The sequence below is a fragment of the Paractinoplanes deccanensis genome (assembly GCF_016862115.1).
Taxonomy (GTDB): Bacteria; Actinomycetota; Actinomycetes; order Mycobacteriales; family Micromonosporaceae; genus Actinoplanes; species Actinoplanes deccanensis.
The window spans coordinates 59,617-78,289 of record NZ_BOMI01000165.1; the positions used below are offsets into that span (position 1 = coordinate 59,617).

General features: G+C 74.2%; 17 protein-coding genes and 1 pseudogene. 10 read left to right on the plus strand and 8 right to left on the minus strand.

Annotation, left to right across the window (positions count from 1 at the left end):
* Nucleotides 1–5: 5 nt before the first annotated feature.
* Nucleotides 6–395: a VOC family protein gene (locus Ade02nite_RS39730; protein WP_203775262.1), complete on the plus strand. Its 390-nt coding sequence runs from the start codon at nt 6–8 to the stop codon at nt 393–395.
* On the opposite strand, the gene Ade02nite_RS39735 is transcribed toward Ade02nite_RS39730, so the two are convergent.
* Nucleotides 392–1,765 carry a hypothetical protein gene (locus Ade02nite_RS39735; protein ID WP_203775264.1) on the minus strand — a complete coding sequence of 458 codons (1,374 nt, stop codon included), beginning with the start codon at nt 1,763–1,765 and terminating at the stop codon, nt 392–394. The genes Ade02nite_RS39730 and Ade02nite_RS39735 overlap by 4 nt on opposite strands.
* Nucleotides 1,762–2,616 (minus strand): hypothetical protein, encoded by an 855-nt coding sequence (locus Ade02nite_RS39740; protein WP_203775266.1) that lies wholly within the window; start codon nt 2,614–2,616, stop codon nt 1,762–1,764. The genes Ade02nite_RS39735 and Ade02nite_RS39740 overlap by 4 nt, the downstream gene beginning before the upstream one ends.
* A 201-nt stretch (nt 2,617–2,817) precedes the next feature.
* Here Ade02nite_RS39740 and rho point away from each other — a divergent pair.
* Nucleotides 2,818–3,936: pseudogene (rho, locus tag Ade02nite_RS39745) on the plus strand (transcription termination factor Rho); the annotation flags it as partial.
* Here rho and Ade02nite_RS39750 read toward each other — a convergent pair.
* From Ade02nite_RS39750 to Ade02nite_RS39760, 3 genes are all read right to left on the minus strand, one after another.
* Nucleotides 3,933–4,463, minus strand: coding sequence for a hypothetical protein (locus tag Ade02nite_RS39750; RefSeq protein WP_203775270.1), 531 nt, complete (start codon nt 4,461–4,463; stop codon nt 3,933–3,935). The pseudogene rho and the gene Ade02nite_RS39750 sit on opposite strands and share 4 nt — an antisense overlap.
* 182 nt (nt 4,464–4,645) lie before the next feature.
* The gene (locus tag Ade02nite_RS39755; protein WP_203775272.1) at nt 4,646–5,383 is read right to left on the minus strand and encodes a maleylpyruvate isomerase family mycothiol-dependent enzyme; all 738 of its coding nucleotides are present in this window, start codon (nt 5,381–5,383) and stop codon (nt 4,646–4,648) included.
* Nucleotides 5,384–5,404: 21 nt separating this feature from the next.
* Nucleotides 5,405–6,175: an ACT domain-containing protein gene (locus tag Ade02nite_RS39760; protein ID WP_203775274.1), complete on the minus strand. Its 771-nt coding sequence runs from the start codon at nt 6,173–6,175 to the stop codon at nt 5,405–5,407.
* 108 nt (nt 6,176–6,283) lie between these two features.
* Here Ade02nite_RS39760 and Ade02nite_RS39765 point away from each other — a divergent pair, with 108 nt between their 5' ends.
* Entirely contained in the window at nt 6,284–6,610 is a 327-nt protein-coding gene (locus Ade02nite_RS39765) for a hypothetical protein (protein WP_203775276.1), read from the plus strand.
* Nucleotides 6,611–6,620: 10 nt separating this feature from the next.
* Nucleotides 6,621–7,412 (plus strand): serine hydrolase, encoded by a 792-nt coding sequence (locus Ade02nite_RS39770; RefSeq protein ID WP_203775278.1) that lies wholly within the window; start codon nt 6,621–6,623, stop codon nt 7,410–7,412.
* Between the two features lie 124 nt (nt 7,413–7,536).
* Here Ade02nite_RS39770 and Ade02nite_RS39775 read toward each other — a convergent pair whose 3' ends face one another.
* Nucleotides 7,537–9,375: a pectate lyase-like domain-containing protein gene (locus tag Ade02nite_RS39775; RefSeq protein WP_203775280.1), complete on the minus strand. Its 1,839-nt coding sequence runs from the start codon at nt 9,373–9,375 to the stop codon at nt 7,537–7,539.
* 265 nt (nt 9,376–9,640) lie between these two features.
* Between Ade02nite_RS39775 and Ade02nite_RS39780 the strand changes: the two genes are divergently transcribed.
* From Ade02nite_RS39780 to Ade02nite_RS39790, 3 genes are all read left to right on the plus strand, one after another.
* Entirely contained in the window at nt 9,641–12,706 is a 3,066-nt protein-coding gene (locus Ade02nite_RS39780) for an ATP-binding protein (protein ID WP_203775282.1), read from the plus strand.
* 58 nt (nt 12,707–12,764) lie between these two features.
* A complete protein-coding gene (locus tag Ade02nite_RS39785) occupies nt 12,765–14,123 on the plus strand; it encodes an FAD-binding oxidoreductase (protein ID WP_203775284.1) in 1,359 nt (452 codons plus the stop codon).
* Between the two features lie 71 nt (nt 14,124–14,194).
* Entirely contained in the window at nt 14,195–14,863 is a 669-nt protein-coding gene (locus Ade02nite_RS39790) for an SMI1/KNR4 family protein (RefSeq protein ID WP_239169380.1), read from the plus strand.
* A 213-nt stretch (nt 14,864–15,076) separates the two neighbouring features.
* On the opposite strand, the gene Ade02nite_RS39795 is transcribed toward Ade02nite_RS39790, so the two are convergent.
* A complete protein-coding gene (locus Ade02nite_RS39795) occupies nt 15,077–15,952 on the minus strand; it encodes an arginase family protein (protein ID WP_203775286.1) in 876 nt (291 codons plus the stop codon).
* An 89-nt stretch (nt 15,953–16,041) separates the two neighbouring features.
* Here Ade02nite_RS39795 and Ade02nite_RS39800 point away from each other — a divergent pair, with 89 nt between their 5' ends.
* From Ade02nite_RS39800 to Ade02nite_RS39810, 3 genes are read left to right on the plus strand one after another with little or no spacing between them, the layout of a single operon-like run.
* Nucleotides 16,042–16,626: a hypothetical protein gene (locus tag Ade02nite_RS39800; RefSeq protein WP_203775288.1), complete on the plus strand. Its 585-nt coding sequence runs from the start codon at nt 16,042–16,044 to the stop codon at nt 16,624–16,626.
* Nucleotides 16,623–17,093, plus strand: coding sequence for an RDD family protein (locus Ade02nite_RS39805; RefSeq protein WP_239169381.1), 471 nt, complete (start codon nt 16,623–16,625; stop codon nt 17,091–17,093). The genes Ade02nite_RS39800 and Ade02nite_RS39805 overlap by 4 nt, the downstream gene beginning before the upstream one ends.
* Nucleotides 17,090–17,734, plus strand: a complete 645-nt coding sequence (locus Ade02nite_RS39810) for a potassium channel family protein (RefSeq protein WP_203775290.1) — start codon at nt 17,090–17,092, stop codon at nt 17,732–17,734. The genes Ade02nite_RS39805 and Ade02nite_RS39810 overlap by 4 nt, the downstream gene beginning before the upstream one ends.
* On the opposite strand, the gene Ade02nite_RS39815 is transcribed toward Ade02nite_RS39810, so the two are convergent.
* Nucleotides 17,731–18,624 carry a LysR family transcriptional regulator gene (locus tag Ade02nite_RS39815; protein ID WP_203775292.1) on the minus strand — a complete coding sequence of 298 codons (894 nt, stop codon included), beginning with the start codon at nt 18,622–18,624 and terminating at the stop codon, nt 17,731–17,733. The genes Ade02nite_RS39810 and Ade02nite_RS39815 overlap by 4 nt on opposite strands.
* Nucleotides 18,625–18,673: the final 49 nt, after the last annotated feature.

An 18,673-nucleotide genomic window follows, 5' to 3' on the forward strand; every position in this document is an offset into this window, starting at 1 on the left:
CCGCGGTGCAGATCGATCTCGTCACCCTCGTCGTCGAGGAGTACGACCCCGCCATCGCGTTCTTCACCGAGGTGCTCGGCTTCGAGCTCGCCGAGGACTCGCCGTCGCTGACGAACGACGGGCGGGCCAAGCGCTGGGTCGTCGTCCGGCCGCCCGGCGCGGGGACCGGGCTGCTGCTGGCGCGCGCGGACGGGCCACGCCAGGCGGCGGTGGTCGGCGAGCAGACCGCCGGCCGGGTCGGGTTCTTCCTCCGGGTGGACGACTTCGACGCGTCGTACGAGCGGATGCGGGCCGCCGGCGTGACCTTCGTGCGCGAGCCGCGCAGCGAGCCCTACGGGCGGGTCGCGGTCTTCCTGGACATCGCCGGCAACCGGTGGGACCTGCTCGGAGCCTAGGCCCGGCCGCGCTTGACCACGGCTCGCACGGCTCGGCGGCCGGCCTTCAGGCCGCCGAGGACCGCCTTGCCGGGTGCCGTCGCGGAGAGCACGGCGTTGATCTGGCGGACGCGCTTGAGCTCGGCGTCGCGGCCGCGGATCTGCTGCTCGTAGAACTCGTGCTTGGCCCGGGCCTCGGCCAGCTCGCGGGCCAGGCGGTCGCGTTCGGCGGTCAGCTCGCGGACGGCGCCGGGCGCGGGGCGCGACGGCAGCGGCGGGACGTCGGCGGGCTCCACCTCGCGGCCGGTCATGCCGGCGATCAGCGCGGTCAGCTCGGCCTCGTCGGCGGGTGCCGGCCACAGGTGGGCGATGTCGCCGCGGATGGCGGCCGCGGCGAAGTGGCTCAGGGCAACGAGCGGATCGCCGGCGGGAGCGAGGGGGGTGAGATCGGAAGCCGCCGGCGACGCGGAACCGGCGATGACCTGAGCGGCGGGAACCCCCGCCGCCGGGCTCTTCTGCCACGCGGTGAGCAGCGCGCGCATGGCCGGCAGGTCGCGCCGCTGGGCAGCAGCGATTAGCTCGTCCTCGAGGGTGCGGCCGCGCGGCGGATCAGCGGCGGCGACGGCCTTTGCGCCCACCACCGCGTCGGGCGTGTCCGCGGCGCCGCCGGTCACCACGACCCACGCGGGGGCGAGCTCCAGCGCGAGCCCGTGGCGCAGCGCGCGGGTGGCCAGGGCCGCCGGATCCGCGAGGACCTCGCCCGTCGTCGCGAGCGCGCCCGCGATCGTGGCCGACACGAAGCCGCTCAGCTCCGCGTCCGCGAGGACCTCGCGGCTGAGCAGGGCGTCGCCGTAGGCAGCGTATTCGCGCACCACGGCCAGCCGCTCGCGCAGCGCGGCGAGCCCGGCGGGCCGGTGCGGATCCCGGTCGTCGGCGACCAGCCACTCGCTGTCGCCGAGCGCCTCCGGCAGGGCGATCAGCCGGTGCACGCCGAACAGGTTCTCCACCCGCAGCAGCAGGCGGCCGCCCGGGCGCAGCAGCGTCAGCAGGTGGGCCAGGCGCTCGTCCCAGCCGTCCAGGGTCTCCGCCTCGGCCGAGCAGAGCCGGTCGAGACCGTCCAGGGCGACGATCGTGTCGAACGCCGGGGTCGCCGCCACCTTGTCGAGGCTGCCCGCCCACACCGTGACGCCGAGACCCGCCACGGCCTCCGCGTCGGGGAGACCGCGCAGCAGCACTGTCGTCCGCTCCGCCGGCAACGACGCGATCAGGTCGTGCGGGTGAGGGCCGGCCACCAGCGTACGGCCGGTGATCTCCCCCACCGGCGGCAGCGCCGGCGTGGCCGGGCGGTCCGACCAGTGCAGCATCTCGCCGCCGATCAGGGTCACGGTCATGAGGTCAACACTCCGGTGAGCTCGATGGCGGCGGTGCTGCGCGGGGCCGGCCAGCCGAAGAGACGGCGCAGCTCGGCGGGGGGCAGGAGGCGGTCCGCCCCGAGCTCGGCGACGGCGACGCGGCGCGCGGTCTCGAGGTCGACCTCGGCGCCGATCATGTCAGACCACTCGCGCAGGATCCGCGCCTGGCCGCCGAAGGCGGACTTCTCGTTCTCGAGCTGCATCGGGTCGCCGTAGACGGCCGGCGCGCACCCGGCCAGCGTGCCGTAGAAGACGGCGCTGCACAGCCTGTTCGACGCCACCCGGGAATGCCGGCGCAGCTCGGCGAGTTGCCGATACAGGAATCCGGGGTCGAGGTCCTTCCACCAGCCGCCACGGTAGCCATGGCAGATCACCCGGAAACCCGCCTTCTCGTACGTGGCGCGCACCGCCTTGTCGCGGTACTCCTGCCAGTACAGGCACACCGTCACCGGGCCCGGCTCGGTCGCCTTGATCTCGGCGATCAGGTTGTCGTGGCTGCCGAGCACGTGCTGCCCCTCCCAGCCGTGGAACGGGTACCAGATGGTGCCCTCCCGCTCGGCCGGCGCGGCCGGTTCCAGGGCCAGCAGGTACGCCCACGGCGCGCCCACCACGTACACGTCGCGCCGCCCCAGCGACCAGGCGCGCCGCCGGACCCGCTCCGACCAGAGGAACTTCGGCACGCCCGGCACGAACTCGTGGTCCGGGGCGAGACCGTCGCCGATGTTCCAGCCGTGCTGGAGGTAGCCCTGGATGCGGGGCGCCTCGTCGTCGAGGCCGCAGTAGCGCGCCAGGACGGCCGAGTGACCGTAGTAGTGGTTGGCATGGTGCACGCCGCATTCCATACCTGCCAGGCGTCCGGTTGGCAAACTGCCGATGACGTACGGGGGTCGGTGCTGTGCCCGGGCGCGGAACGGTGCTACGGTGACCTCACGTTCCGGACGCCGGCGTGCTCTTTCAGCCGCCTCCCGGACAGGCCGTGAGTCGACCGGCCATCACTTTTTCACCCGAGAGGCCCCTTCGTGGCCTCGTACAGGAGTATCCCCATGACAGAAAATGATCTCCGGCATATCGGCGCGCTGCTCGACATCGTCGACGACCGGGCCTGGCTGCGTGCCGACGGCTACCTGCCAGGCCGCCACGACGTTCCCGTCAATTCCCAGGACGTACGCCGCCACGGCCTGCGCCGCGGCGACCGCGTCACCGGCACCACGCGCCGGGTGGGCCAGAAACCCGCCACCCTGCAGGTGGAGACCGTGAACGGCCGCCCGCCGTCCCGCCGTGCCGACTTCTACGAGATGACGTCGCTCTACCCGCAGGAACGGCTGCGCCTGGAAACCGAGCCGCAGCTGCTGACGACCCGCGTCATCGACCTCGTCATGCCGATCGGCAAGGGCCAGCGCGCCCTGATCGTCGCCCCGCCCAAGGCCGGCAAGACGATCGTCCTCCAGCAGATCGCCAACGCGATCACCCGCAACAACCCCGAGTGCCACCTCATGGTCGTCCTGGTCGACGAGCGCCCCGAGGAGGTCACCGACATGCGCCGCTCGGTCAAGGGCGAGGTGGTCGCCGCCACGTTCGACCGCCCGCCGCGCGACCACACCGCCGTCGCCGAGCTCGCCGTCGAACGAGCCAAGCGCCTCGCCGAGCAGGGCGAGGACGTGGTCGTGCTGCTCGACTCGATCACCCGGCTGGGCCGCGCCTACAACCTGCTGGCCCCCGGCCGCGGCCGCACCCTGAGCGGTGGCCTCGACTCCACGGCCCTGCACCCGCCGAAGCGCTTCCTCGGCGCCGCCCGCAACCTCGAGGGCGGCGGCTCCCTGACCATCATCGCCACGGCCCTGGTCGAGAACGGCTCGGCCATGGACGGCCTCATCTTCGAGGAGTTCAAGAGCACCGGCAACGCCGAGCTGAAACTCGACCGCTCCCTGGCCGAGGCCCGCCAGTTCCCCGCCATCGACCTGTTCGCCTCCGGCACCCGCCACGACGAGACCCTGCTCACCCCGCAGGAACGAGCCGTCGTCACCCAGGTGCGCCGGGCCCTGTCCGGCGCCGACCGCCGCGACGCCATGAAGCAACTCCTCGACCAGCTCCGCGCCACCGCGTCCAACCGCGACTTCCTGCGCCGCGCGGCCCTCGCCCTCGCCGCCTAGCCGGGCAGACGCGGCTCGGCGAACGTGAACGCCTTGACCGCGATCGCCTCCAGGTCGTCACCCGGCAACAGCTCGGAGGCGTCCACGACGACGCGGACGCCGCCACCCGCGGTCCGCACCCACAGCTCGTCGTTTCCGCCGCTCCAGGCGCCGCCGCGCCCGAGGCCCCGCACCGGCTCGGCACCGTCGGCCGCGATCCCGTTCTCGATCACCTCGACCGCCTGGGTGTCGCCGTTGGGATAGAAGTAGACATCGATCGACGACGGCCGTTCGACGTCTCTCGCCGTGGCCCGCACCGCCTGCGACCCGAACGCGTTCGTGTCGTAGAGGTAGGAGCATCCGCCGACCCTCTCCACCGCCTCGACCGCGGGCAGCCCGGTCGCCAGCGCCATCTCCTCCTCGGTGACCCACCGGCACGCGCCCGACGGCGTCGCGTGCGCGGGAGCGCGCTCGGCCCCGTCACAGCCGGTCGCCACGAACGCCATCAGGGCCAGCGCCGCCGCTTCTCGCCCCGCCAAGTTGATCATGGTTGCATCATAGAACCGCTGCTCGGGACTGGTTGTTCGCGGTCGCGGGCCGACCGGCGGTTGGCGGCCGGCCACGCACCTGTCCGACGCCCGCCGGGCCCTGATCGAGCCGCGCCTGGCCGCCTGGCGCCAGGCCGGCACCGCGTCGATGCCGGCAAGAAATCGTCGGCCGCGACGTCTCCTCAGACGTCCGCGTAGTTGCGCAGCACCGTCAGGGCCGTCGCGGCGTGGGGGCCGGTCGTGGCCAGGCCCGAGTCCGCCGGCGACAGGCGGCGGGCGCCGACGCGGCAGAAGGCGGCGGCCGGGCCCGCGATGGCCGAGGCGGCGTCGTGCGGGCCGTACTGCCAGCTGGTGCCGTCGGGGGCGGTCAGGTCGCAGAAGACGTCGGCGGGCGGGAGGCCGGCCAGGCGGAACGCGTACGGCAGGGTGCTGTGGCCCAGCCAGGCGATGTGCCGCAGGCGGGCCGTGTCCGGATAGTCGAGGGCCAGCGCCGTGGTGACGTCGAGGGCGTGCGCCCAGTGCTCGGCGAGGCGGGTGGTGGCCAGGGTGCGCGGTTTGAGCGAGCCGGTCACCCAGCGGACCGGCCGGCGCGGGTCGGCGGCGCGCAGGGCTTGCACGGACGCGCGGCGGGCCGTCTGCCAGCGGTGGAAGACCTCGACGTGGCCGGCGCGCTCGGCGCGGACCATGGCGTCCATGGCCTCGTCCACTGTGGGGCCGTAGCGGTGCCAGTCCAGGGCCGACGGGTGGCCGCTTGTCGTGGCGGTCACGGCCTCCTCGGTCTGTGCGAGGTGGAGCACCACGTCGGCGACCGTCCAGCCGGCGGCCGCGGAGGGCGCCGTCCAGTCGGCCGGGGTGAGTTTCAGCAGCACCGACTCCAGTTGGTCCTGCTCGGCTTCCAGGTCGTCGATGACGTCGGGCACGGCGGGTCCTCCTCGGTCGGCTCAGGTGTCACCGACCCTCCTGCGTCCGGCTGCCCGTGGCAAGAGCGTGGGCCGTGGCACGTGGGCCATGGCCTCGCAGAGGTCGATCAGGGCCTGGGCGCGGGCGATCTCCGTCGGGGTGAAGGCGGGCCGGTGCCGGGTCAGGTAGCGCGGGTGTCCCTCGGCGTGCAGCGCGGCGACGTGGGCCGCGCCGGGCGGGGGCGGGCTGTCGGTGAGCTCGGCCGCCAGCAGGCTGCGGACGGCGTCGCCGGCGGTGGCCGAGCGGCGGGCCACGGTGAGCGCGCGGGTGGCCGGGTCGGTCAGGTCGTGGAGATCGGCCGGGGTGACCTCGGTCTGCTCACCGCCGCCGGCCGTGACCGTCTGGGCGACGGCGGCGGCGGTCAGGCCGCGCGGCACGGCGACCAGCAGCTCGTCGACGACGCCGTGCTCGGCGGGGTGGATCTGGATGGCCAGGATGTTGATGCCGCGGGCGGCCAGGCGGCCGCTCAGGGCCGCGAGCGTGCCGGGACGGTCGGGCAGCGTGGTGCGCAGGCGCATGAGGTCGCGGTCGTGGACCGGCGCGGTTTTCGGATGGCGACGGGTCCACCGGCGCCGCACCAGCGCGGCGACCACCACGATCACACCGCTGGCGACGAGCATGGCCTCGCCGTGTGCTCGTTCGCCGAGCAGGGTGACGAAGAGGTGGGCGGCGCCGACGGCGAAGAACACGGCAGCCACTTCGATCAGGTCGGCGGCCCAGTGTGCCGCGCGCGATCGGTCGATGGGCTTCATGCCGGGCAAGCCTGCCGGGATGCCGTGTCGGCGCCGATGACTGGCTGTATCGGCGGCGAAAACACTGCGCGCCCATTGTGAAAGCGGGATTAAGCGTTACGGTGCGGCATGGGCCTGACCAGATCGACGCTCGTCGTCGGCGGGATCGTCCTCACCGCGGCCCTGTGGCTGCTGTCGGGGACGTGGCGGCACGCGGGCGCGGGCGTGGCGATGGTCGCCGCCGGCGTGCTGCTGACCGTGGGCCACCGGTTGCGGGCGCGACGGCGTGAGCGGCGCGAGCGCGACCGGTTCCGCCGGCTGATCGAGGCGGGCTGGACGCCGTGCCCGCGCTGCGACGGCTCCGGCACCTTCTCCACACCGACCGGCTACCTCGGCACCCCCGTCTTCCACACCTGCGGAGCCTGCCGCGGCGAGGGCATGCTGCCACCCGCCTAAGGTCGTGATCATGAACCTTCAGCACGTCGTCGACGAGGTCGTGGCCGGCACGCCCGGCGTCCGGTGGTCGATCAGCCTGCCCGGCCTCGCCGAGCACTCCCCCGGCCTGCGCCTGCGCACCGCCAGCGTCGGCAAGCTCCTGCTGCTCGCCGAGACCGCGCGCCGCTTCGAGACCGGCGAGCTCGACCCGGCCGAGCCGCTGCGCCGCGACCCGGGGCTGGCGGTCGCCGACTCGGGCCTGTGGCATCTGCTCGCCGTCGACACGCTGCCCGCCGCCGACGTGGCCGCGCTGATCGCCGCGGTCAGCGACAACTACGCCACGAACGTGTTGCTCGAACGCGTCGGCCTCCAGCCGCTCGCGGTCCTCGCGGGCCGGCTGGGGTTGCGCGAGACGGCGCTGCTCGACCGCGTACGCGTCAGGCGCGAGCCCCATCACCCGGCGACGCTGTCGACCGGATGCGCGGGCGAGCTGGCCGGTCTCATGCGGCACGTCGCCGACGGCACGCTGATCTCGCCGGGGGTCTCGCGGCGGATGCGCGACTGGCTGGGCACCAACACCGACCTGTCCATGGTGGCGAGCGCGTGGCACGCCGACCCCTTGTGGCATCCGCGCGAGCTCGGCAACAAGACGGGTACGGACGACGGCATCCGCGCCGACGTCGGCGTGCGCGGCCGGCAGGCGTACGCCGTCCTGGCGAACTGGGATCACGCCGAGGGTGACCGGACCGCCGAGGTCCTCGACGGCATGCGCGCGATCGGCACGACGTGGCAGATGTTGGACAGAACCGGTTCTGGCCGATAAGCCGGTGGCGGCCCACCCGCGGCGCGGCAGAATGGCAGGCGGGATGGGTGCTTGTCCCCGCCAGGAGGCATCCATCGCCGCACGGGGGCCCGGATCGCTCCGGGCCCCCGTTCTCACGACAGCCTTACGGCGCCGGATACTCGGTGATGTAGACCGGGGCGCCGACCTTGGTCCGGTCCGCGGCCTCGCCCACCCCGTTGACGACGTGGTCGATCACGCCGGCGTCGAGGTTGACGGTCATGATGTGGTGCAGCTTCACGCCGGGACGGTTCGGCACCTCGAAGCCGTTCTCGGTGTGGATCTCCGGGTTGTTGCGGTTGTAGACGTAGACGCCGCCGCCGTACAGCGTGTGGTTGCGGACGTTGTTGCCGACCTTGTAACCCGCGTAGCCCTCGACGTCGCCGTTCATCCAGTCCGCCTGCGTCGGCGGGTCGTACGGCAGCTCGTTCTGGTAGAGCACCGTGGTGCCCTTCTCACCGTTCCAGACGGTGTTGTACTTCTGGAAGTGCTCGACGAACAGGCCGGTCGCCACGACGTTGTCGCCGTTGATGACCGCTCCGTAGCGACCGGTGTTGATGTTCCAGCGCTGGGTGTCGGTGAAGCCCTCGACGCCGTGGTCGGCGCGCCACACCCACGTGTGGTCGATGAGCACGTTGTCGCTGTTGACCTCGAGCGCCGTGTCGGTCTTGCCGACGTGCGGGCCGCCCACCCGGAAGTAGACGTCGCTCAGGGTGGTCGGGTTCGCCGGCGAGCTGATCTTCAGGCCGTTCTTGTTGCCGACCTGGAGCAGCGTCTTGGACTCCTTCAGGCCGGCGTCGATGGTGACGCCCGCGACGACGACGCCGGGCACGTCGGCGACCTTGAGCGGGGTGGCGCCGTTGACAGCGGTCAGCGTGGCGTGGCCGATGCCGAGCACGACCTGGTTGGGCCGCAGCACCTGGATGCTCTGGTCGATGTCGTACACGCCGGGGGTGAACAGCAGGTTCTTGCCGAGCAGCAGCTGCGCGTTGATCAGCCACTCGGGGTCGGACGGCTTCGCGACGAAGAAGTCGCTCAGCGGGATCGTCCGGCCGGCGGTCTGGCCGTTCGCCCAGGAGGTGCCGCTGGTGTCGCGCTGCGCGGACGGCACCCGCACGTTGTACTTGCCGTTCGCGTCGACGAACAGGTACGGCTTCTCCCGGCTGAGCGGGGTGGTCTCCAGGGTCGTGTACGGCGGGTTCGGGAACGCCGAGTCGTCGGGCGCGCCCTGCACGCCGGCGAAGACCTGGTTCCAGACGCCGTTCGACCACGAGCCGACCGTGCTGTTGCGGGTCAGCCACTGCTGCTGCGAGCCGTTGGTGACACCGCCGAACTTCGAGTCGGCGATGAAGCCGCCGCTGGCGTACTGCGGGCCGGCGGTGCAGTAGTCCATCAGCGTGAAGCCGCCGTCGACCTGGAGCCGGCGCAGCGACACCGCCTGCGAGACGGCCCAGAAGTTGGCGCCGGCGCGGCAGCCGTCCTGGCCGGCGCCGTTGACCTTGATGGACAGGTTCGACAGCGTGCGCCAGAAGTTGACCAGCGCGAGGCAGTTGCTGGTGCCGCCGCCCTCGAGGCAGCGGTTGTAGACCTCCACCTTGCCGTTGATGACCACGTCGGACGGCGACGCGCCGAGGCCGGAGATCTCGGTGTAGTAGCCCACCTTGATCTGCAGCGGCTGCGCGTCGGTGCCGTACGTGCCGGGCTTGAACAGGAACGCGTACCGCTGCGTCCCCATCTCGTTGTCGACCTGCTGGGCGTGCGCGGCGTCGAGCTTGGCCTGGATCTCGGCGATCGGCGTGCTCGGGTCGAAGATCGTCACGTTGGCGCCGAAGGACGGCGCCGCGGCGGGAAGGTGGGTTGCGGGTGAGGCGGACGCGGACGTGCCGGTGAGCGAAGCCGCGGTGACCACGGTCAGCCCGACGGCGAGAAGACGCCGAAGGCGCATGCGTTGAAGTCCCTTCCGTTAACGGGGAGGCAACAAACTGGATCACAGCAAGCAACAGGCGCCGGGGCATGTCAAGAGATGCCCATGCGTGAATCACCCGTGTCCGGACATCTCGCCGCGGTTTCGGAACCGACGTTGCCCGAACGGCCATCGGGCCTGGACGTTCGGCTCCGGTACCGGTTCCGGAATCGGTGTCGGACACCCGACCATGATCCGGCCGAGCGTCGGATGGCCGCGGAGGCGCGGCGCCTCCTAGCGTGGCGGCATGCGCTTCCGCCTACTCGGGCCGCTCGAGGTCAGGTCCGGCGACGGGACGCCGGTCGAGCCGGGCGGTGCCAAGCCGCGAGCCCTGCTGACCCTGCTGCTCAGCGAGGCGGGCCGGGTCGTCAGCATGGACCGGGCGGTGGTCACCCTGTGGGGCGACGCTCCCCCGCCCGGGGCCACCGGCACGATTCAGGCGTACGTGTCGCAGCTGCGCAAGCTGCTCGGCAAGGACCTGATCGTCACCCGCTCCCCCGGATACCTCGCCGACGTCCGGGACGACGACCTCGATCTCGTACGGCTGCCCGCCCTGCTCGACGAGGCGGCCCGCACCACCGACGCCCTCGCCGAGGCGAAGCTGCTCACCGAGGCGGTCGGCCTGTGGCGCGGCGAGCCGCTGGCCGACCTGCCCGGCGAGACCGCCGAACGCGCCCGGCTGACCGAGCTGCACCTGGTGGCCCGGCAGCGGCGGGCGACGGCCTGGACCCGCCTCGGGCGCAGCGGGGAGGCGGTGGCCGAGCTGGAACGGCTGGTCGCCGAGCACCCGCTGCGCGAGGGCTTCTGGGCAGCGCTGATCGAGGCGCTGTACGCGGCGGGCCGGCAGGGCGACGCGCTCGCGGCGTACCGGCGTGCCGTGCGCACGCTCGCCGACGAGCTCGGCGTGGACCCGGGCCCGGAGCTGAAGGCGCTGGAACGGGCCGTGCTGGCGCAGGAGCTCGGTGCGCCGCGGGTGCGCGAGGCCGACCGCCCGCTCGTCGGCCGGGCCCACGAGCTGGCCCGGCTCCGCGAGGTCCTCGCCGAGGTGACCCGCGGCAGCGGCGCCGTGATCGTGCTGGAGGGCGAGGCCGGCATCGGCAAGACGCGCCTGGCCGAGGCCGCCGCGTCGCTCGCCGGGGCGCAGGGCTGGCGGCCGGTGTGGAGCCGCTGCGCCGACGACGCCGGCGTCCCGCCGCTCTGGCCGTGGTCGCAGGTGCTCGAACGGCTCGGCGGCGGCCCGCTGCACGCGGGGGCCGGCGCGGACCCCGACCAGTCGGCGTTCGCGCTCTTCCACGAGCTGCGCCGGCGTCTGTCCGGCGCGGCCGCCGCCACCCCGCTGCTGGTGGTGCTCGACGACGTGCAGGCGGCCGACACCACCTCGCTGACCCTGCTCACGATGCTCGCCAGGCACCTGGACGGCGTACGGCTGCTGCTGATCGTGACGGTGCGCACCCTCGGCGAGGAACTGGCGCCGGCCGTGACCGACTGCCTGGCCGCCCTGGCCCGCGAGCCGCGCGCCCAGCGGTTGCAGCTCACCGGCCTGACCGCGGCGGACGTCCGGGAGCTGATCGCGCCGCGCTCGCCCGGCGCCGACGTCGACGAGCTGGCCCGCGTGGTGCACGAGCGCACCGACGGCAACCCGTTCTTCGCCGGCGAGCTGGTCGAGCTGATGGCCGCCGAGGGCCGCGCCGACGTGCTGCCGCCCTCGGTGCGCGACGTGCTCGACCGGCGCCTCGACCGCCTGAGCGCCGCCACCGTCGAGCTGCTCCGGCTCGCCGCCGTCGTCGGGCGCGACGCCGACCTGGCCCTGCTGGAGGCCGCCGCCGGCCTCGGCGCGGCCGACGTCATCACCACCCTGGAGCCCGCGGTCGCCGCACGGGTGCTGCGCGCCGACGAGACGGCGTGGCAGTGGCGGTTCAGCCACGCGCTCGTGCGCGAGACCCTGCTGGCCGGGCTGAGCCGGATCGACGCGGCCCGGCTGCACGCGCGGGTCGCCGCGGCCCTGCAGGACGGCGGCGCGCCCGTGGACCGGCTCGCCCACCACTACTTCCACGCGGTGCCGGTGACCGGCACCGCCCCGGCCCTGCACTACGCGCGGGAGGCCGCCGCGGCCGCCCGCGAGCAGCACGCGCACGCCGAGGCGGCCGGGCACACCCGGCGCGCGCTGTCGCTGGCCGGCGGCGACCCGGCCGCGCGGCACGGCCTGCTGGTGGCGCTCGGCGACGACCTGCTGCGGGCCGGCTCGCTCACCGAGGCGCAGGACGTGGTCGCCGAGGCCCTGGCGGTCGCACGCCGGCTCGGCGACCGGGAACGGCTCGCCGCCGCGGCCAGCGTCTGGGGCGGCATCACCCTGTGGAACTGGCGCGGCTACGGCGTCGTGGACGAGCCCATGGTCGCGCTGCTGGAGGACCTGCTGCACGGCGCCTGCGACCGCGACCGGGCGCGCCTGTACGGCACGCTCGGCGTCGAGCTGGCCTACAGCGACCGGCGCGCGGACCGCGTCGCGTACGCCGAGAAGGCCGTCGACCTGGCCCGGGAGATCGGCGACCCGGTGCTGCTCGGCCGCACGCTCAACAACTACCTGATCGCCACCTGGGGCTCGGCCGACCGGGTGGCGCGCTGGCTGCCCGCGACGTCGGAGGCGCTGGCGATCGACGGCCTGCCCGTGCGGACGCGCTTCTTCGCGCTGCTGCACCGCGGCCCGCTGCTGCTGCACCTGGGCGACGCCGACGGTTTCGCCGCCGACCTGGCCGCCGCCACCAGGCTCGGCGCCCGCCTCACCGGCCCGGACGTGCGCCCGCACCTGCTCTACCAGGAGACCGGGCGGTGCATGCTGACCGGCGACTGGGAGCTGGCGGAGGAGCTGTCCGAGCAGGCGTACCGGCAGTATCGCCAGACCAGCATGTGGGGCGCGCAGTTCTGCCGCGCGCTGCACGACTTCACGTTCCGCCGCCGCGACGGCCGCCTCGGCTCGGTGCTCGGCTCGCTGGTGGACGTCGCCGAGGAGCTCGGCATGCCGCTGATGCACGCGCTGGCGGTGGTCGCGGCCGCCGAGTCCGGCGACGTCACCGAGGCCCGCCGGCTGCGCCGCCGCTGGCCCGACGTGGTGCCGCTCGACTGGACCACCGACTCTCTGCTGGCGGTACGGGCGTGGAGCGCGCTGGCGCTCGGCGGTGACCTGGCCGCCGCGTACGAGTCGCTGCTGCCCTATCGCGGACGGCAGATCGTGGTGGGCACCGCGGGCGCGTGCTGGGGTTCGTACGACCTCGTGCTGGACCGGCTGACCACAAGAATGTCGCAAGGCCGTTCTTAAGCGGATCGCAAGCGGTCACCGGCACAGTCAGGGCGTCAACCGACGAAAGGACCCTGCCATGTTCACCGCCCTGGCCCGCGATCTCACCGGCGCCCTGACCCTGCCCGGCGAGCCGCTCTACAAGGAGCTGGCCGGCGGCTTCAACGTCGCGATCGCCGCACGCCCCGCCGCGATCGTCGAGGCCCGCGACCCGCAGGACGTGGTCGCCGCCGTGCGGTTCGCCGCCGCCACCGGCCACCCGATCGCCGTGCAGGCCACCGGGCACGGCCTCGCCGACGCCATGGACGGCGCGATCCTCGTGCACACCGGCCGCCTCGACGAGTGCGTGGTGCACCCGGACGGCTGGGCCCGCGTCGGCGCCGGCGTCCGCTGGCAGCAGGTGCTCGACGCGGCCGCGCCGCACGGACTGGCCCCGCTCTGCGGATCGGCGCCGGGCGTCGGCGTCGTCGGCTACACCACGGGCGGCGGGCTCGGCCCGGTCGCGCGCACGTTCGGCTGGGCCTCCGACCGCGTCCGGGCGATCGAGATCGTCACCGGCGACGGCGCGGCCCGCCGGGTCACCGCCGACGACGAACCGGACCTGTTCTGGGGCATCCGCGGCGGCAAGGGCGCCCTCGGCATCGTCACCGCCCTGGAGTTCGACCTGGTGCCGCTCCCGGCCGTCCACGCGGGCGCGCTCTACTTCGACGGCACCGACGCGGCGGCCGTCCTGCACGGCTGGCGCTCGTGGACCCGGTCACTGCCGCGCGAGGCCACCACGTCGATCGCCCTGTTGCAGCTGCCGCCCCTGCCCGGCGTTCCCGCGCCGCTGGCGGGCAGGTTCACGGTGGCGGTCCGCTTCGCCTGGACGGGTACCACGGAGGACGGAGAAACCGTGCTCGCCCCCATACGGGCCGTCGCCACACCGCTGATCGACACGGTCCGGACGATCCCGTACGCGGCGATCGGCACGGTCCACGCCGACCCCACCGACCCGATGCCCGTGCACGAGTCCACCGACCTGCTGAGCTCCCTGCCGGCCGAGGCGGCCGACGCGCTGCTCGCCGTGGCCGGCCCCGCCGCCGGTTCCCCGCAGGTCATCGTGGAGCTCCGCCACCTCGGCGGCGCCCTGGCCGACCCGCCGCGGCACCCGAGCGCCCTCTGCCACCGCGACGCCGCCTACTCGCTGATCACCGTCGGCGTCCTGGCACCCCCGATCGCCGCCGCCGTCCCGGCACACGGCGAGCAGGTGCGGGCGGCCCTCGCCCCGTGGGCCACCGGCGGCGCCCTGCCCAACCTGGGCGCGGCCACCGGCGCGGAACGGGTGGCGCGCTCCTACGACGCGCTCACCCTGGCCCGCCTCACCGAGCTGGCCGAGCGCTACGACCCGGCACACGTCCTGCGCGCCGGCCAGGTCCCCGTGCGCGCCGCGGCCTGACCCACCGCGGCCCCCATCACGTGCCCCCGCTGAGGCGCACGCCGGCAGCGAAGAGCATCTATCCTGGCGCCGTGATCAACCACGACTGGCCGGGCACGGCCGCACGGCTCGCCCGCATCGCGGCCCACCCCGGCGCGGGCGAGGTCTTCGGCGCCAAATGGCACGAGTGGCGGTTGCAGCCTCCGTTGACCGAGGACGAGGTGGCCGAGGTCGAGTCGCAGCTGCACGTCACCCTGCCGGCCGAGTACCGCGGCTTCCTGCTCCAAGTGAGCCGCGGCGGCGCCGGCCCGGGATGCGAGCTTTTCGACCTGCGCCGCACCGACGGCGTCTGGCGCTGGCACGGCGACGGCGGCGACCTGACCGATCGCGAGAGGCTGTGGCTGCCGTTCGAGCACACGGAGGCCTTCAACCCGGCCGACGTCCTGCCCGAACGCCCCGACGACCGCACCTTCGACACCGAGGACGAGTACGACCGGGCCGACGATGCCTGGTGGGAGCTGCACGACGCCGCCGTGTTCGCCCCCGAGCACTCCATCGGCCTGCTCTACCTCTGCCACCTCGGCGGCGCCTACCGCGAGGCACTCGTCGTCAGCGGCGCCGCCCGGGGCCAGATGTGGGCGGACGACCGGGCCGCCGGCACGGGCCTGCGCCCGCTGCTCCGCCCCGACGGCAGCCGCGTCGACTTCCGCACCTGGTACCAGACCTGGCTGCACGAGGCGGAGCAGCAGCTCGCCATCTGACGACCCGGCGGCCGCTTCTGCGCCCCTACGCGGCGACCCGCGAGATCGGCGGCCTGCGCCGCCGACGCCGGCCTGCTGGAGGCCGAGATCCTTCGCCGCCTGGGAACGGCGGCGGCGCGATCGAGCATCCAGGACGTCGCCGAGCGACTCGTCACCTGGTGGGACGACAGGCAGAGCCGCCGCGCGGGAGACTGATCGAGCGCGCACCCGATGTCAGGGGCGGGCCTCGCCGACCGGCGAGCGGGCGAGGCCGGCCAGCAACGTCAGCAGCGCCACGGCGGTGTGCGCCATCCGGCCGTGCGGGTCGTACGCCGGATCGTAGGAGGCCAGCGTCGCCGAGGCGATCGGGGCGCGGGCGGCGACCTGCCGGGCGACCTGCCGCACCTCGTCGGCGGACAGCCCGTCCGGGGCGGCGTAGCTGTTCGCCGGTGCGATCGAGGGATCGTGGACGTCGAGATCGACGTGCAGGTGGACGATGTCGACCCGCCCCGCCAGCGTCTCGACGGCCCGCCGCAGGCTCGTGCCGTCGCGGACGTGCCCGGGCGGCAGCCAGGCGACCGCGGAGCCGCGCAGCGCCGACTCCTCGGCGGGGTCGAGGCTGCGCGCGCCGGCCAGCAGGACGCGATCCTCCGGCAGCACCGTGGACGTCAGGGCCGTCCAGCACCGGCCCACCGCCATCGCGAGCCCCTGCCCGTCCAGGAACCCGGACGCGTCGGTGTCGGGGGTGTTGAAGTCGCCGTGCGCGTCGAGCCACACGAGGCCCACCCGGCGGCGGGCGGCCGTCAGCGCGGACAGCATCCCGAGAGTGGTGTTGCAGTTCCCCGACAGCAGCAGCGGTACGTGGCCGGCGTCCAGCGCCGCCGCGGCCTCGACGGCGACGAGCCTCTGCAACTCGAAGGCGGTGCGCACCTCGGCCCGCCACGCCGGCGCCTCGACAAGCCGTTCGATCACCTGATGCCCCTGGGCGCGGAGCTCGCGGACGGCGCCCGCCTCGATCAGGGCCGGCGGGCCGGCTCCCATGCGCACGGCGCGGTTCCCGGAGTCGTAGGGCACCTCGATCAACCGCACGGTCTTCTCATCGCCGGCCATGGCCGTCAGTGTGCGGGCTCGCCGCCGGCGGCGCTCTCATCCGCCCGAGATGAGGCAGCGCCGCGCGGGCGGGCGGCACGATGGGCGCGATGGGCGCGAGAGACGAGGTGAGCGCGGTGGCAGACGGTCTCGGCAAGTGGCGCGACGCGGCGCTGGGCGCCGTCTTCCAGGCGCAGGACACCACAGTCCGGATCTTCGTCGAGGTGCGTGAGGCGGGGACCGGTGCGGCCGGGCGGGTGCGCGCGGCCGGCAGTGACGCGGCCGGGCGGCTCGGTGCCGGCTTCGACGGGCTGGCCGGGCGCGGCGCGGTCGAGCGCGAGCAGGCCACCTTCGGGCTGCGCGCCCGGGCCCAGCGGGCCCGGGCCGCCCTGGACGCGGCCGTCATCGCCGTCGCGACCTCGGAGCTGGCCGACCGGGTGGTCGACGCGCAGCTCGAACGGGTGCTGCGGCCGGTGGTGCGTACCGTCCTCGACGACGTGCTGGCCCTGCTCGCCGAGGAGCCGGAGCGCATCCAGCCGCTGGTGCGCGGTCAGCGCGACACGATGGTGGACGAGCTGGTCGGGCGCATCCGCAACGGCGCCGCCGCCGGGGACAGCGCGGTCGACCGGGTGACGACCCGGGTGCTGCGCCGCGGCGGCGACCCCGTTCCGGCGCCGCCGGCCGAGCTGCGGTGAGCGACGCCGGCATCTCGGTGGCGCCGCGCGGGGACCTCAGGCCCGCACCGGTCTACGCCGGCCCGGTCAGCCGCCTGCTCGCCTACGTCGTCGACGCCCTGCTCATCACGGTGGTGGGCACCGCCGGCATCGCCGTCGTAGCACTGATCGGCCAGGTGGCCGGCGTGGTGGTCCGCGACCTGGGCACGCTTCTGGCCGGGGCGTACGCCATCCTGCTGCCGGCCGTCTTCGCGGTCTACTGCGCGGTGTTCTGGCTGCTCGCCGGCCGCACACCCGGGATGGCCCTGCTCGGCCTGCGGGTGGTCACCGCCGCGGGCCGCCCGGTGCGCTGGTTCCCGGCCCTGGTCCGCGGCGTGCTCCTGGCGTACTTCCCGATCGGCGCCGCCTGGCTCCTCGTGGACCGCCGCCACCGCGCCCTCCACGACCTGATCGCCCGGACCGCCGTGGTGCGACACCATCCCGGATGAGCACACCCCGCTCGTACCTGCCGGTGATCGCGCTGATCGCCTTCACCTACGTGCTCGGCACGTCGATCAGCGGCGCCCGGGCCATCTCGCTGATCCTGCTCGTGCAGGTCGGCACGGTCTGGTACGCGCTGCGCGTCTCCGCCGGCCGCCGCGGCCTGCGGGTCGCCGCCACCGTGGTGCTCATGCTCGCCCTGCTGGCGGCGGCCTGGAATTCCGTGCACCCGGGCAGCCGGGCGCTGCTGGCGGCCACCTTCATCCTGGGCAGCGCCCTGTATCTGATCGCACCCCTGTCGATCGTCGGCGACGTGGCCCGGCGCACCACCGCCGACCGCGAGCTCATGCTCGGAGCGCTCTCCGCGTACCTGATGCTGGGCATGGCCTTCGGCTTCGCCTACCGCTGCATCGCGACCCTCCAGCCCGGCCCGTTCTTCGGCCCGGACATCGGCGACGGCGACCTGGCCGACACCCTGTTCTTCAGCTTCGTCACGCTCACCACCACCGGCTACGGCAACACCGTGCCCGCCGGCAACCCGGGGCAGACCCTGGCCGTGCTGGAGGCCCTGGTCGGCCAGCTCTTCCTGGTCACCGCCGTCGCCAAGGTCGTCGAGGCGTGGCGCCCGAAACTGTGGAAACGCGATTAGCGACTCGCCGTCTCCTCCAGCGCCTCGCGGAAGGCCCGGGCCGCCGGGGAGGCCGCGCCGGCGAGGCGCTGGGCGGTGAAGATGGTGCGGCGGGGCAGGTCCGGCAGGTCGAGCAGGCGGCAGGAGGTCTGGCGGCCGGCCCAGACCAGGTCGGGGATGAGGGCGACCGCGTTGCCGGACTCGACCAGGCGGATGTGGGCCTGGAGGTCGGCGGTCTCGTAGCGGACGTCCGGCTCGAAGCCCGTGCTCCGGCACAGCTGCTCGGCGAAGTGGCGCGACGCCGCGCCGCGCGGCTCCATCACCCAGGGCATGTGGCGGGCCTCCGCCAGCGACGCGACCGGGTGCAGGGCGACCTCGGCGGCGGGCAGCGCGAGCCGGATCGGGTCGGTGGTCAGGGGGCGGCGGTCGAGGCCGGGATGGTGTGGCGCCGCGTGGGCCGGGTATTGCTCTGCGATCACCATGTCGAAGTCGCGGGCCCAGGTCTCGCGCAGCGCCTCCTCGGGCTCGCGCTGCACCATCTCGACCCGGACCTCGGGGAAGCGGGTGGCCATGGCGAGCAGCGTCGCCGGCATCAGCGCGAGCGCCGCGGACTGGAAGACCGCGACGCGCACGCGGCCGCTCACCGTGTTCACCGACGCCTGGAGGCGGGCCTCGGCGCGTTCGAGGGTGTCGAGGACCTCGCCCACCGACGCGACCAGCACCTCGGCCTGCGGGGTGAGCCGCACCCGCCGGCCGGCCTTGCGCAGCAGCGGCATGCCGGCCTCCTTCTCGAGCAGGCTGAGCTGCTGGGACACGGCCGACGGCGAGAAGTTGAGGGCCTCGGCGACGGCCGCGATGGTGCCGCGGACGGCGAGCTCGCGCAGCAGCACCAGGCGCCGGATCTCGAGCATGGTCAACCCCCGGGAAAACGTAAGAAGAACTGAAGAGTACTCGTCATGA

Bases quoted from the DNA above. Each gene is read 5' to 3' on its own strand.
- Ade02nite_RS39735 (WP_203775264.1), bottom strand. From the start codon at position 1,765: ATGACCGTGACCCTGATCGGCGGCGAGATGCTGCACTGGTCGGACCGC.
- Ade02nite_RS39750 (WP_203775270.1), bottom strand. From the start codon at position 4,463: ATGATCAACTTGGCGGGGCGAGAAGCGGCGGCGCTGGCCCTGATGGCG.
- Ade02nite_RS39760 (WP_203775274.1), bottom strand. From the start codon at position 6,175: ATGAAGCCCATCGACCGATCGCGCGCGGCACACTGGGCCGCCGACCTG.
- Ade02nite_RS39765 (WP_203775276.1), top strand. From the start codon at position 6,284: ATGGGCCTGACCAGATCGACGCTCGTCGTCGGCGGGATCGTCCTCACC.
- Ade02nite_RS39770 (WP_203775278.1), top strand. From the start codon at position 6,621: ATGAACCTTCAGCACGTCGTCGACGAGGTCGTGGCCGGCACGCCCGGC.
- Ade02nite_RS39775 (WP_203775280.1), bottom strand. From the start codon at position 9,375: ATGCGCCTTCGGCGTCTTCTCGCCGTCGGGCTGACCGTGGTCACCGCG.
- Ade02nite_RS39780 (WP_203775282.1), top strand. From the start codon at position 9,641: ATGCGCTTCCGCCTACTCGGGCCGCTCGAGGTCAGGTCCGGCGACGGG.
- Ade02nite_RS39785 (WP_203775284.1), top strand. From the start codon at position 12,765: ATGTTCACCGCCCTGGCCCGCGATCTCACCGGCGCCCTGACCCTGCCC.
- Ade02nite_RS39795 (WP_203775286.1), bottom strand. From the start codon at position 15,952: ATGGCCGGCGATGAGAAGACCGTGCGGTTGATCGAGGTGCCCTACGAC.
- Ade02nite_RS39800 (WP_203775288.1), top strand. From the start codon at position 16,042: ATGGGCGCGAGAGACGAGGTGAGCGCGGTGGCAGACGGTCTCGGCAAG.
- Ade02nite_RS39810 (WP_203775290.1), top strand. From the start codon at position 17,090: ATGAGCACACCCCGCTCGTACCTGCCGGTGATCGCGCTGATCGCCTTC.
- Ade02nite_RS39815 (WP_203775292.1), bottom strand. From the start codon at position 18,624: ATGCTCGAGATCCGGCGCCTGGTGCTGCTGCGCGAGCTCGCCGTCCGC.